The sequence below is a fragment of the Phytobacter sp. V91 genome, from assembly GCF_965644225.1.
In the GTDB taxonomy this organism is placed as follows: Bacteria; Pseudomonadota; Gammaproteobacteria; order Enterobacterales; family Enterobacteriaceae; genus CBFFRJ01.
In genome coordinates this window covers 1-12560 of record NZ_CBFFRJ010000026.1, presented here as the reverse complement: position 1 = coordinate 12560, position 12560 = coordinate 1, and the positions used below count along the sequence as shown (strand labels likewise).

Annotated in this window: 11 protein-coding genes and 1 pseudogene; 6 read left to right on the top strand and 6 right to left on the bottom strand. The window is 54.1% G+C overall.

Features of this window, described 5'->3' with window-relative positions; all coding sequences use genetic code 11:
* Positions 1-118 precede the first annotated feature (118 nt).
* From lptD to apaH, 6 genes are read left to right on the top strand one after another with little or no spacing between them, the layout of a single operon-like run.
* On the top strand, positions 119-2461 hold the full coding sequence (gene lptD / locus ACSZO4_RS07495; RefSeq protein ID WP_437888258.1) for an LPS assembly protein LptD: 2343 nt from the start codon (positions 119-121) through the stop codon (positions 2459-2461).
* 53 nt (positions 2462-2514) lie between these two features.
* Positions 2515-3801 carry a peptidylprolyl isomerase SurA gene (gene surA / locus ACSZO4_RS07490; protein ID WP_437888257.1) on the top strand — a complete coding sequence of 429 codons (1287 nt, stop codon included), beginning with the start codon at positions 2515-2517 and terminating at the stop codon, positions 3799-3801.
* Positions 3801-4787 (top strand): 4-hydroxythreonine-4-phosphate dehydrogenase PdxA, encoded by a 987-nt coding sequence (gene pdxA, locus ACSZO4_RS07485; RefSeq protein ID WP_437888256.1) that lies wholly within the window; start codon positions 3801-3803, stop codon positions 4785-4787. The genes surA and pdxA overlap by 1 nt, the downstream gene beginning before the upstream one ends.
* Positions 4784-5605: a 16S rRNA (adenine(1518)-N(6)/adenine(1519)-N(6))-dimethyltransferase RsmA gene (gene rsmA, locus ACSZO4_RS07480; RefSeq protein ID WP_437888255.1), complete on the top strand. Its 822-nt coding sequence runs from the start codon at positions 4784-4786 to the stop codon at positions 5603-5605. Before pdxA ends, rsmA begins: the two co-directional genes overlap by 4 nt.
* A gap of 3 nt (positions 5606-5608) precedes the next feature.
* On the top strand, positions 5609-5986 hold the full coding sequence (gene apaG, locus ACSZO4_RS07475; RefSeq protein WP_437888254.1) for a Co2+/Mg2+ efflux protein ApaG: 378 nt from the start codon (positions 5609-5611) through the stop codon (positions 5984-5986).
* Positions 5987-5989: 3 nt separating this feature from the next.
* Positions 5990-6838, top strand: a complete 849-nt coding sequence (gene apaH, locus ACSZO4_RS07470; protein ID WP_437888253.1) for a bis(5'-nucleosyl)-tetraphosphatase (symmetrical) ApaH — start codon at positions 5990-5992, stop codon at positions 6836-6838.
* A 96-nt stretch (positions 6839-6934) separates the two neighbouring features.
* Here the strand turns inward: apaH and ACSZO4_RS07465 are convergent, their stop codons facing one another.
* From ACSZO4_RS07465 to ACSZO4_RS07440, 6 genes and pseudogenes are all read right to left on the bottom strand, one after another.
* Entirely contained in the window at positions 6935-7543 is a 609-nt protein-coding gene (locus tag ACSZO4_RS07465; RefSeq protein WP_437888252.1) for a plasmid pRiA4b ORF-3 family protein, read from the bottom strand.
* Between the two features lie 64 nt (positions 7544-7607).
* Positions 7608-8087 carry a type 3 dihydrofolate reductase gene (folA, locus tag ACSZO4_RS07460; RefSeq protein ID WP_437888251.1) on the bottom strand — a complete coding sequence of 160 codons (480 nt, stop codon included), beginning with the start codon at positions 8085-8087 and terminating at the stop codon, positions 7608-7610.
* A 196-nt stretch (positions 8088-8283) separates the two neighbouring features.
* Positions 8284-10146: a glutathione-regulated potassium-efflux system protein KefC gene (gene kefC, locus ACSZO4_RS07455; RefSeq protein ID WP_437888250.1), complete on the bottom strand. Its 1863-nt coding sequence runs from the start codon at positions 10144-10146 to the stop codon at positions 8284-8286.
* Positions 10139-10669: a glutathione-regulated potassium-efflux system oxidoreductase KefF gene (gene kefF / locus ACSZO4_RS07450; protein ID WP_437888249.1), complete on the bottom strand. Its 531-nt coding sequence runs from the start codon at positions 10667-10669 to the stop codon at positions 10139-10141. Before kefF ends, kefC begins: the two co-directional genes overlap by 8 nt.
* A gap of 119 nt (positions 10670-10788) precedes the next feature.
* A complete protein-coding gene (locus tag ACSZO4_RS07445; protein ID WP_437888248.1) occupies positions 10789-11292 on the bottom strand; it encodes a heme-degrading domain-containing protein in 504 nt (167 codons plus the stop codon).
* A 13-nt stretch (positions 11293-11305) separates the two neighbouring features.
* Positions 11306-12487, bottom strand: a pseudogene (locus ACSZO4_RS07440) (MFS transporter); the annotation flags it as partial.
* Positions 12488-12560 lie beyond the last annotated feature (73 nt).

Genomic DNA, 12560 nt, shown 5'->3' with positions numbered 1-12560 from the left:
TTCGCTGACCTGGCTCGAATACGGGCAGGATTAAAACTAGCGCTGCGAAGATGAGTACGTTAGTCTCTGACCGTTTGCTAGCGTAAAGCCACAGATGACGGAACAACAAATACAACGTATGAAAAAACGTATTCCCACCCTCCTGGCTACCATGATTGGTACCGCCCTTTATAGCCAACAAGGGATGACTGCCTCTCTCGCCACGCAATGTATGCTTGGCGTGCCCAGCTATAACCGTCCCCTGGTTGAAGGCGATACCAATAATCTGCCGGTGACCATCAATGCCGATCACGCTAAAGGGAACTACCCTGACGATGCCGTTTTCACCGGCAATGTCGATATTAATCAGGGTAACAGCCGCCTGCGCTCCGATGAGGTTCAACTGCATCAGCAACAGGCTGCGGGTCAGGCCGTTCCGGTAAGAACAGTGGATGCACTGGGTAATGTGCACTATGACGATAATCAGGTCATCCTGAAAGGTCCGAAAGCCTGGGCGAACCTCAACACCAAAGACACTAACGTCTGGGAAGGGGATTACCAGATGGTTGGGCGCCAGGGGCGCGGGAAAGCGGACCTGATGAAGCAGCGTGGCGACAATCGCTACACCATTCTGGAAAACGGTACCTTTACCTCCTGTCTGCCAGGTTCCGATACCTGGAGCGTGGTCGGCAGCGAAGTGATCCATGACCGCGAAGAACAAGTGGCTGAAATCTGGAACGCGCGCTTTAAACTCGGCCCGGTACCGATCTTCTACAGCCCGTATCTCCAGTTGCCGGTAGGCGATAAACGCCGTTCAGGTTTCCTGATCCCGAATGCGAAATACAGCACCAATAACTCCCTTGAGTTTTCGCTGCCGTACTACTGGAACATTGCTCCTAACTTTGATGCCACCATCACCCCGCATTACATTCAAAAACGCGGCAACGTGCAGTGGCAAAACGAATTCCGCTATCTGACCCAGGCGGGTACTGGCCTTGTCGGATTCGACTACTTACCTTCTGATAACGTTTATCAGGATGATCATCCGACGGAAGGCGATCGCCATCGCTGGTTATTCTACTGGAACCACTTCGGGGTGATGGATCAGGTGTGGCGTTTTAACGTCGACTACACCAAAGTCAGCGACTCGAACTATTTTAACGATTTCTCATCCAAATACGGTTCCAGTACTGACGGTTACGCCACGCAAAAATTCAGCGTTGGTTATGGGCTGGAAAACTTTAACGCGACGGTTTCAACCAGGCAGTTCCAGGTGTTCGATCGCACCAACAGTAATTCATACTCTGCTCTGCCGCAGCTGGATGTGAACTACTATAAAAACGATCTCGGCCCGTTTGACGCTCATCTTTATGCTCAGGCCGTACACTTTGTGAATTCCAACTCCAGCCGTCCGGAAGCGACCCGCGTTCACCTTGAACCGACGTTAGATTTGCCGCTCTCCAATGCCTGGAGCAGTCTCAATACCGAAGTCAAAATGCTGGCGACCCACTATCAGCAAACCAATGTTGATGAATATAACGCCACGAACGGCACTGATTACCAGGAATCAGTTAACCGCGTTATGCCGCAGTTCAAGGTCGATGGCAAACTGATCTTCGAGCGCGATATGAATGTCGCCGAGGGATACACCCAGACGCTGGAACCGCGCGCGATGTACCTCTACGTGCCGTACCGTGACCAGAGCGGCATCAATAACTACGACTCCTCTATGCTGCAATCAGACTTCAGCGGCCTGTTCCGCGACCGTATCTATGGCGGCCTGGATCGCATCGCCTCAGCAAACCAGGTCACTACCGGCGTCACATCGCGTATTTATGATAACGCTGCCGTTGAACGTTTTAACGTTTCTGTTGGTCAAATCTACTATTTCACTGAGTCACGCACCGGCGATGACAATATCAACTGGGAGAAAGACAGCAAAACGGGTTCACTGGTGTGGGCAGGAGATACCTACTGGCGTATTGCCGATCGCTGGGGCATGCGGGGTGGTGTGCAGTACGACACGCGCCTGAATAACATTGCCAACAGCACCGCATCCTTTGAGTATCGCCAGGATGATGACCGTCTGGCACAGCTGAGCTATCGCTATGCCAGCCCGGAATATATTCAGGCCACACTGCCGAACTACGCAACCACGGAACAGTATAAAGAGGGTATTTCGCAGGTTGGGATCGTGGCAAGCTGGCCGGTCGTGGACCGCTGGTCTGTTGTCGGGGCTTATTACTACGACACTAACACACGCAAACCTGCCGACCAGATGCTTGGTCTGCAATATAACTCCTGCTGTTATGCCCTTCGCGTTGGTTATGAACGCAAGATCAACGGCTGGGAAAACAACCAAAGCAAGTATGACAACGTCATCGGTTTCAACATTGAGTTGCGCGGTTTGAGCTCGAATTACGGTTTGGGCACACAGCAGATGCTGCGTTCGAACATTCTGCCGTACCGCAGCTCTTTATGATGTAGTTGATTTGCAACGTAATCCGCATTGCGGTTAATTGAAATGGAAAAGGTATGAAGAACTGGAAAACGCTGCTTCTCGGTATCGCTATGGTTGCGAATACCAGTTTCGCTGCACCACAGGTTGTTGATAAAGTAGCCGCCGTCGTCAATAACGGCGTGGTGCTCGAAAGCGACGTTGATGGTTTGATGCAGTCAGTGAAGCTCAATGCGGGTCAGGCTGGTCAGCAGTTACCTGACGATGCGACACTGCGCCATCAGATTCTGGAACGTTTGATTTCGGATCAAATCATTTTGCAGATGGCAACCAAGATGGGGGTCAAAGTAACTGACCAGCAGCTTGATGAAGCTATCGCCAATATCGCCAAACAGAACAATATATCATTGGATCAAATGCGCAGCCGTCTGGCCTACGACGGGGTGAATTACAATAGCTACCGCGCGCAGATCCGCAAAGAGATGACCATTTCAGAAGTGCGTAACAATGAAGTGCGTCGTCGTATTACCGTGCTTCCGCAGGAAGTAGACGCGCTGGCCCAGCAGGTGGGTAACCAGAACGATGCCAGTACGGAACTTAACCTCAGCCACATTCTGATCCCACTGCCGGAAAACCCAAGCTCTGAGCAGATTAATGAAGCAGGACGTCAGGCGACGTCGATTGTTGAAGAAGCGCGTAACGGCGGTGACTTTGGCAAACTGGCGATCACCTACTCTGCCGACCAGCAAGCGCTGAAAGGCGGCCAGATGGGCTGGGGTCGTATTCAGGAACTGCCGTCTATTTTCGCCCAGGCACTGAGCACCGCGAAAAAAGGCGATGTTATTGGCCCTATCCGTTCCGGCGTTGGCTTCCATATTCTGAAAGTGAACGATCTGCGTGGCCAGAGCCAGAGCATTTCAGTCACCGAAGTTCACGCCCGCCATATCCTGCTGAAGCCTTCGCCGATCATGAGCGATGACCAGGCACGCGCAAAACTGGAACAAATTGCCGCAGATATTAAGAGCGGTAAAACCACCTTTGCGGCGGCAGCAAAAGAGTTTTCTCAGGATCCAGGTTCAGCGAATCAGGGCGGCGATCTGGGCTGGGCGGCAACGGATATTTATGATCCTGCCTTCCGCGATGCGCTGACGAAACTGAGCCGTGGTCAAACAAGTGCCCCGGTTCACTCCTCTTTCGGCTGGCATTTGATTGAGCTGCTGGATACCCGCAACGTCGACAAAACCGACGCCGCGCAGAAAGACAGGGCTTACCGCATGCTGATGAACCGTAAGTTCTCCGAAGAAGCAGCGACCTGGATGCAGGAACAACGCGCCAGCGCTTACGTCAAAGTGTTGAGTAATTAATGCAGACAGCTCGTGTCGTTATCACTCCCGGCGAACCCGCCGGGATTGGCCCCGATTTAGTCGTCCAGCTCGCCCAGCGCGACTGGCCGGTTGAACTGGTGGTGTGCGCGGATGCAGGACTGTTGACCGAGCGAGCCGCCTTGCTTGGTCTTCCGCTCAGGCTTCGCGAATATACCCCTTCTCTGCCCGCCACTGCCCAGCAAGCGGGCAGTTTAACCATACTGCCTGTTGCCCTGAAAACCCTGGCCGTACCCGGTGAACTGAACGCGCAAAATGGCCCTTACGTCGTTGAGACTCTGGCCCGCGCCTGCGACGGCTGCCTGAATGGCGAGTTTGCCGCCCTGATAACCGGCCCGGTGCATAAAGGGGTCATTAACGATGCGGGCACGCCCTTTACCGGGCATACCGAATTTTTCGAAGAGCGATCGCAGGTCAGCAAGGTCGTCATGATGCTGGCCACGGAAGAGTTACGCGTCGCGCTGGCGACAACCCATCTGCCGCTCAAAGCCGTCGCAGAGGCGATCACGCCCGACTTGCTGCGCGAAGTGATAACCATTCTGCATGCTGATTTACAGCAAAAATTTGGCCTGGACCAGCCGCATATCCTGGTGTGTGGTCTTAACCCACACGCTGGCGAAGGTGGGCACATGGGCACGGAAGAGATAGACACTATCATTCCGGTGCTCAATGAAATGCGGGCAAAAGGCATGCATCTTAGCGGCCCACTGCCGGCAGACACCCTTTTCCAGCCCAAATATCTGGACAATGCCGACGCGGTACTCGCGATGTACCACGATCAGGGCTTGCCCGTGCTAAAATACCAGGGCTTTGGCCGCGGCGTGAATATCACCCTCGGTTTACCCTTTATTCGTACCTCTGTGGATCATGGCACCGCGCTCGAACTGGCGGGTCAGGGTAAAGCAGATGTCGGCAGTTTTATTACGGCGCTTAATCTCGCCATCACCATGATTGTTAATACTCAATGAATAATAGAGTCCACCAGGGCCATTTAGCCCGTAAACGCTTCGGGCAAAACTTCCTCAACGATCAGTTTGTGATCGACAGTATCGTTTCGGCGATCAATCCACGAAAAGGCCAGGCGATGGTCGAAATCGGTCCGGGCCTTGCGGCACTGACTGAGCCGGTTGGCGAACGCCTCGACGAAATGACGGTTATCGAGCTGGACAGGGATCTGGCTGAGCGTCTGAAAACGCACCCGTTCCTCGGACCAAAGCTGACGATTTATCAGCAAGATGCGATGACCATGAATTTCGGCGAACTGTCGCAGACCCTTGGTCAGCCGCTGCGCGTTTTCGGCAACCTGCCCTATAACATCTCCACGCCGTTGATGTTCCATCTGTTTAGCTATACTGATGCCATTGCCGACATGCATTTTATGTTGCAAAAAGAGGTCGTCAATCGCCTGGTTGCAGGACCAGACAGTAAAGCGTATGGTCGATTGAGTGTGATGGCGCAGTACTACTGCCAGGTTATTCCGGTGCTTGAAGTCCCGCCAACGGCCTTTACACCGGCGCCGAAAGTAGATTCTGCCGTTGTGCGTCTGGTTCCGCACGCCACAATGCCGTATCCGGTGAAAGACATCCGGATACTCAGCCGAATCACCACTGAAGCCTTTAACCAGCGGCGTAAAACTATCCGCAACAGCCTCGGCAATCTCTTCTCTGTTGAGGTGCTGACTGAGCTGGGTATCGATCCGGCAAAACGTGCGGAAAATATCTCTGTTGCGCAGTATTGCAAGCTGGCGAATTACCTGTCTGAAAATGCGCCACCAAAGGAGAGTTAATTCATGATCAATTCGCCCCGAATCAGTGTTCAGGTGCAAAGTGTTTACATTGAATCTCAGTCTTCACCCGATGAAGAACGTTATGTATTCGCCTACACCGTCACCCTTCGGAATTTGGGGCGTACCCCTGTCCAGTTGTTGAAGCGTTATTGGCTTATAACCAACGGGAATGGCCGTGAGACTGAGGTTCAGGGCGAAGGTGTTGTTGGCGTCCAGCCACACATTGAGCCAGGCGGAGAGTATCAGTACACCAGTGGCGCCGTCATTGAAACACCGATGGGCACCATGCAAGGCCATTACGAGATGATCGATGAGCAAGGGAAGGCGTTCCGCGTCGCTATACCTGTCTTCCGACTTGCCGTCCAGACACTGATCCATTAATCCATGTCTACCTATCTTATTGGCGACGTTCACGGTTGCTATGATGAACTGGCAGCACTGTTACATCAGGTACAGTTTGTACCAGGTTCTGACACTCTGTGGCTGACAGGGGATTTAGTCGCGCGCGGCCCCGGCTCGCTGGACGTGCTACGCTATGTTAAATCTCTCGGTGACAGCGTGCGTATGGTGCTGGGTAATCATGACCTGCATCTGCTGGCCGTGTATGCCGGAATCAGCCGTAATAAGCCCAAAGACAGGCTCAATACGCTGCTGGAGGCGACGGACGCTGACGAGCTTATCAACTGGCTACGCCGCCAGCCGCTGCTGCAAGTCGATGAAGAGAAAAAACTGGTGATGGCCCATGCCGGGATCACGCCACAATGGGATCTGGAAACGACGCAGGCATGCGCGCGGGATGTTGAAGCCATTCTTGCCAGCGACTCTTATCCCTTCTTCCTTGATGGCATGTACGGCGACTACCCTAACAGCTGGTCCACGGAATTGAGCGGCATGGCGCGTCTGCGTTTTATCAGTAACGCGTTCACCCGTATGCGCTACTGCTTCCCCCACGGGGAACTGGATATGTACTGCAAAGACGTTCCGCAAAATGCGCCAGCGCCGTTAAAACCCTGGTTCACTCTGGAGGGTCCGGTTTCCCGGGAGTACAGCATTGTGTTCGGGCACTGGGCTTCTCTTGAAGGACAAGGGACGCCAGAGGGTATTTATGCGCTGGACACCGGTTGCTGCTGGGGAGGAACCCTGACCTGCCTGCGTTGGGAAGATAAAAGCTGGTTTACCCAGCCCTCGAATCGCCAGATTGAGCCCGGTGAAGGGGAAGCCATCGCCTCGTAGCAGGAGGCGATTCGTTCTCAGCTAAAAGATTTGCCATCTTGCTACAGGTCATCAAATTCAGCGCGGGTATTATTCACCGCGCTGAATTTATTAAGATTATTCAATCATCGGTAAAGCGCGATCCCGTGACCAACGGGAATACATGGCTAGCAGCATGTTTACGGCGTTAAGATCACAGTGGAATACAAAGCTCTGAACGTCACTTACCGAAATGTCATCCAGCCCCAGGTGTTCCAGGAAATCTTCATAGTCTTCTTCATTGTTTTGCGGATCGAAAACTGCACGGAGAATGCACATATAGGATGATGCGCCACCACAATCCTCCGGCGGACAGGCCATCATTCCTTCTAAACACGCGATCTCTGGCAGCATCTCACCCGAGGAGTAATCTTTATCCTCAAGAACAATCTGGTGCTCCCAGTCGTCTCCAAAATCATAGAGATAGGTTAATTTATTGCCACGGCGTTTAAGTAACTCATTCAAACGGATCGTTGATTCATCTTCATCCTGATTCGATTCAGGAGCTTCAGTGAAGATCTGCTTTTTGAACATGAAATGATGCAGATGGCAATCTTGCCAGCCCATAACAATCTGGACGACATCATGCAAACGATCGAGCGTAATGTTGGCGGGAACAACAAACCGACGCCATATGGCCGGCTCGGTGCCTTCAAGAGTAATTTTTAGCTGATAAAATGTATTCATTCCATTTTCCCTCTGTCCTGCTTACATTTCCCCGGCGAGCAAACGCCACCGGGTTGCTCAACGCTTAGCGTCGCTCGAGGATCTCAAAGCAGTAGCTGTGTGAGTTCTGTTCATCAGCATCATTAAACTCGCTGAATACTGACTCCCAGTCGTCCGGATCGTAATCCGGAAAATGAGTATCACCTTCCACTTCAGCATCAATATGCGTCAGATAGAGCTTTTGCGCTTTCGGCAGGAACTGCTCGTACACGCGCCCACCGCCAATCACCATAATCTCTTCGACATCACCAGCGGCAGCAATCGCCTCTTCGACGGAAGAAACCCACTGTACGCGATCGTCGGTGCCGGGTTTACTGCTAATGACGATGTTCTTGCGCCCAGGCAACGGGCGTCCAATTGATTCCCATGTCAGGCGGCCCATGATGACCGGCTTGTTTAATGTATTGCGCTTAAACCAGGCGAGATCGGCCGGTAAGTTCCATGGCATGGCATTTTCCATACCGATCACGCGATCCACCGCTAACGCCGCAATCAGACTGATCATTGTAGTTTCCTGGATACAAAAAAATTGTCGCCACTATACGGAAAGCACATTCTTTCGTCGACTGGCGCTGGAGTAAAGAATGCGAAAATTTTCGCATTCTGCAAGCAACTCCACGCCTCGTCAGCGGACACCTTGCTTTCCACAACCTGGTTAATCAAAACCTTAGCCGTCAACCCCAGGCAACAGTCTGTCGCTTCTACGTCTGAGGTTTAACATCGGGATCGTCAGCAGGATCGCCCGTATGTCGCCCCTCTTCCGTTCCCTGCCAGCCATGGCGCTGGATAACCGATAAATGCGCCCGATCTTCAGTGATGATTTCGGTCAACATCGCGCTGGTACGTTTATAGACGTCGGCTCTGGACTGAGGATCGTTGTCGACCCCGGCCATCTCCTCCACCATCTGCGTATTAAACTGGCGGAATAAGTCCGCACGCTCACGCGCCTCATAGCGCCCAAGGCCCAGCCCTTCCAGCGCCATACGCCCGACTTTCAGCGCCGCCTCGAAGGTTTCACGTTCCGGGCTCTCCACGCCAGCCTTGCGCAAACGAATGTAATGATCGATATCACGGGCGCGGGCGATGATGAGCAGTTCCGGGAAGTGGGTCTGTGCAAGTTCCGTTAACTGCAGGCTGGCCTGTGGATCGTCAATGGCATTGATCAGCACTTCCGCTTTGCCCGCTCCGGCAGACTCCAGCAGATCCACGCGGGTCGCATCCCCGTAAAAGACCTTCATGCCGAACTTACGCAGGGTCTCAATATGGTCAGGATCGTGATCGAGGATAACCATTTTAACGCCGCTGGTGAGCAGCAGACGCCCGGCAATCTGACCGAAACGGCCAAAGCCCGCGATAATAACCCGCGGTTCATCCTCATCGATCGTATCGGCCTCACGCGCCTGGGTAGCGCCCGCACTATCAAGACGGGTAAGCAGCACCAGCAGTAGCGGAGTTGCCGCCATGGAGAGCGCTACGGTCAGGGTCAGCGCTTTCACCCATTCAGGATCCAGCACGCCTGCCATCTGCGCGGCGCCAAAGACCACAAAGGCAAACTCACTGCCCTGCCCCAGCAAGGCCGCAAACCAGCGCCGCTGTTTCGCGGGCACGTGTAGCGGGCGGCCAATCAACCACAGCACGGCCGCTTTGATAATCAGGAAACCGGCCAGTAAAATAAGGATCCGCAGCGGCTGGGTGACCAGGGTACCAAAATCAATCGACATACCGACGCCGATGAAAAACAGCCCCAGCAGCAACCCCTTAAAGGGCTCAATATCGCTTTCCAGCGCATGGCGATACTCGGAACTCGCCAGCAGCACACCGGCAAGAAATGCCCCCATCGCCATCGACAATCCGGCTTCCTCCAGCAACAGACCGAAGCCAAATACCAGAAACAGGGCCACTGCACTGAAGACTTCCCGCAGTCCGGAACGGGCGACAAAACGCAGCGCCGGGCGAGCCACATAGCGCCCGATCAGCACCACCAGTGTGAGTGCGCCAATGACTTTTATGGCCGACAGCGCGAAGGCTCCGAAGGTTGTCGATGCGCCACTGCTTGCCAGCAGAGGGATCATCGCCACCAGCGGAATGGCCGCAATATCCTGGAACAGAAGCACCGAAAAAGCGCTGCGTCCCATTTGTGTGACGGTTAAATTGCGTTCGTTCATCGCCTGCATCGCGATAGCGGTTGAAGAGAGCCCGAGGGTCAGGCCAATCAACAGCGCCACCGGCCACGAAAGCCCCAGCGTAATGCAGAAGCCGCCGAGCAACAGCCCGCAGGCGGCCATTTGCAATGCGCCGCCCCCGAATACAGACGCGCGCAGCTTCCATAAACGTCGGGGATCCAGCTCAAGGCCAATGACAAACAGCATCAGCACCACGCCGATTTCCGCAAAATGCAAAATGGATTCGGCGTCCGTCACCAGGCGCAATCCCCAGGGGCCGATAATGCAACCCGCAATGAGATAGCCCAGCACCGATCCCAGCCCAAGCCGGACGGCGATTGGCACGATCAGCGCCGCGGCCCCAAGGTAGATAAGCGCCTGAATTAAGCTGTGGCTATCCATGTGACGCCTCCTGCCAGTCGACAAGACGTTGTCTGTAATGCCGCGCCTGGGCCTGTAAGGTCTCGTCATCGCAGATAAAGGTGCAGTGCATAGCAAACGGCGGTAGCCATTTCATGCCGCAATAGAGCGCTGTCGCCTGTAAAGGTTGAGCCAGCACGTCGAAACCAGGGTGTGAGCCAATAGCAAAATGGCGATCGCCTCCGCCGGTGGTTACCGCCCACAGCAGGCTTTTACCTTGCAGGGCGCGCGCGCCATGACCGTAGGCCCAGCCATGGGAGAACACTTTGTCGATCCACAGTTTTAACAACGGCGGGGTGCTGTACCACTGCATGGGATGCTGCCAGACAACCAGGTCAGCGCGCGTAAGCGCAGCCTGCTCGGCGGCAATGTCGATATTGAAATCGGGATAGAGCTCGTACAAAGAGCGGACTTCAATCCCCTCCAGCGTCCCTACGTGCTCCAGTATCCGCTTATTCGCATGGGAATGCTGCGGATAGGGATGGGCATAAATAATGAGAATCATCGATTAACCTGTTTTCACTGCACACTTTTTTGTTTGAGTGTAGCCAGTTAATCACCCTGCAAACAGACATAATCTCCAGGGATTTGCAGGTGCAGCCTTCACACCTGCAATAATCGCTATCAAACGACATCCGTCACCAGGGTAAACGCGCCGGGCGCAATCCCCAACATCTCACGCAATGTCTCGAGCACCAGATTGTGATCGTCACGCTGCGGCGCGCCGGAAACGGTCACCGAGCCTATCTGACAGCCGCTGGTCAGATAGAGCGGATAACTACCGCCAAAAGCGGCATAGTCACGCAGGGAAAGACCATAACGTAGCGCAAGCGTGGTCTGTCGGGACTGTAACATTAAACCGGCAGCCCAGGAGCTGATGCCAAGAAAGGCCACCATATTACGTTTACGCCGTACCCAGTCGATATTCTCCGCCGTAGCACCTGGCATTAACGCACTGAACATGCAGAGGTGATTAACATTGACCTCTATTGCCAGGGCAAACCCCTTGCGCTCAGCGTTACGGTACAACGCATTGCCCAGCGCCCAGGCGTCGTCGGCATCAAAAGAGACAAAACGTAACTGTTCCCGGTGCTGCTCGCATAAGGCTATCTGTTGATCCAGACTCATAAGCATTTCCCTCTTATGCGCGGTGTGGCTTTTCAGCGCCGCCAGGCACAGCGGTTTCGTCCGGCACACGGTCACATTTTTTCGGCAGCAGGAAGGTCATGGTGCCGGCGATAATCAGGGAGCCCGCCAGCGCGCAGACCGCCACGTTCTGCCCGTACAGGTAGATCATCACCCCGACCAGATAAGGCCCGCAGAAACCTCCCAGGTTACCAAGACCGTTAATGACCCCACGCGCGCTTCCCGCCACTTCCGGGGAGGCAATGTGACCCGGAATTGACCAGAACTGGCTGGTTGCCGCTTTGAGGAAGAAACCGCAAAGCACCAGGGCAATATAGGCCGCCACGATATGCTCTTTGAGCACCACTGAGGCCAGCAGACAGGCGGCAAAACAGTAGAGGGAAATTCGCACCAGCGCACGACGTTTACCCGTGCGATCGCTGAGCAGAGAAATCACGTAGATCCCGGCAAGCGTGGCGACAAAGGGTAAAATGGCCAGCACGCCCACACCTGCCATATTGGCGCCGGTCAGATTTTTAAGGATCGTCGGCAGCCAGAGCGTATAACCGTAATCGCCGGTCTGATAAAAGAAGTTGAGGATCACCAGCTTCATCAGGCCAGGGTTGCGGAACACATCTTTCACCGGCGCATTACTGACCGGCTCCTCTGCCATCCGCGCCTGACGCTCGCGACCGAGAGTCGTTACCAGATATTCACGTTCGCTGTCCGGCAGCCATTTCGCCTCTTCCGGGCGATCGCTTATCAGGAACCACCACAGCATCAGCACCACAAAGGAGAGCAACCCTTCGATGATAAACAACCAGCGCCAGTCGAATGCCGCAATGATTGCGCCGGAAACAGGCGCCGTCAGCATACCGCCGAGCGGAGCAAACATCATGACAAAGGCGTTCGCCCGTCCGACTTCCTTTTCCGGGAACCAGTTGCTGACCATGGTCAAAACCACCGGCAGCATCCCGCCTTCGGAGACGCCCAGAATAAAACGTAGCACCAGCAGCTGATATTCATGAGTCACAAAACCGGTCGCCACCGACACAATCGCCCATGCCACCAGGGACCAGGCGATAAAACGTTTGCCGCTGCCGTAAACCGCAATTCGACCGCCGGGGATTTGCAAAAAAAGATAACCGATAAAAAATATCCCACTGGCCACACCGGCCATCTGGCTGGTAATACCTAAGGAAGGTGCGATTTAATCGGTGGGGTTCAGTGGAGTCCTTATCTGTATTAGCCTTACCTTAGCTGAGCTGTAT

What these genes read in the sequence shown, in the direction of transcription:
- pdxA (WP_437888256.1), top strand. Translation starts at nt 3,801, where the DNA reads ATGCAGACAGCTCGTGTCGTTATCACTCCCGGCGAACCCGCCGGGATT.
- ACSZO4_RS07445 (WP_437888248.1), bottom strand. Translation starts at nt 11,292, where the DNA reads ATGAGTCTGGATCAACAGATAGCCTTATGCGAGCAGCACCGGGAACAG.
- apaG (WP_437888254.1), top strand. Translation starts at nt 5,609, where the DNA reads ATGATCAATTCGCCCCGAATCAGTGTTCAGGTGCAAAGTGTTTACATT.
- ACSZO4_RS07465 (WP_437888252.1), bottom strand. Translation starts at nt 7,543, where the DNA reads ATGAATACATTTTATCAGCTAAAAATTACTCTTGAAGGCACCGAGCCG.
- apaH (WP_437888253.1), top strand. Translation starts at nt 5,990, where the DNA reads ATGTCTACCTATCTTATTGGCGACGTTCACGGTTGCTATGATGAACTG.
- kefC (WP_437888250.1), bottom strand. Translation starts at nt 10,146, where the DNA reads ATGGATAGCCACAGCTTAATTCAGGCGCTTATCTACCTTGGGGCCGCG.
- lptD (WP_437888258.1), top strand. Translation starts at nt 119, where the DNA reads ATGAAAAAACGTATTCCCACCCTCCTGGCTACCATGATTGGTACCGCC.
- surA (WP_437888257.1), top strand. Translation starts at nt 2,515, where the DNA reads ATGAAGAACTGGAAAACGCTGCTTCTCGGTATCGCTATGGTTGCGAAT.
- rsmA (WP_437888255.1), top strand. Translation starts at nt 4,784, where the DNA reads ATGAATAATAGAGTCCACCAGGGCCATTTAGCCCGTAAACGCTTCGGG.
- folA (WP_437888251.1), bottom strand. Translation starts at nt 8,087, where the DNA reads ATGATCAGTCTGATTGCGGCGTTAGCGGTGGATCGCGTGATCGGTATG.
- kefF (WP_437888249.1), bottom strand. Translation starts at nt 10,669, where the DNA reads ATGATTCTCATTATTTATGCCCATCCCTATCCGCAGCATTCCCATGCG.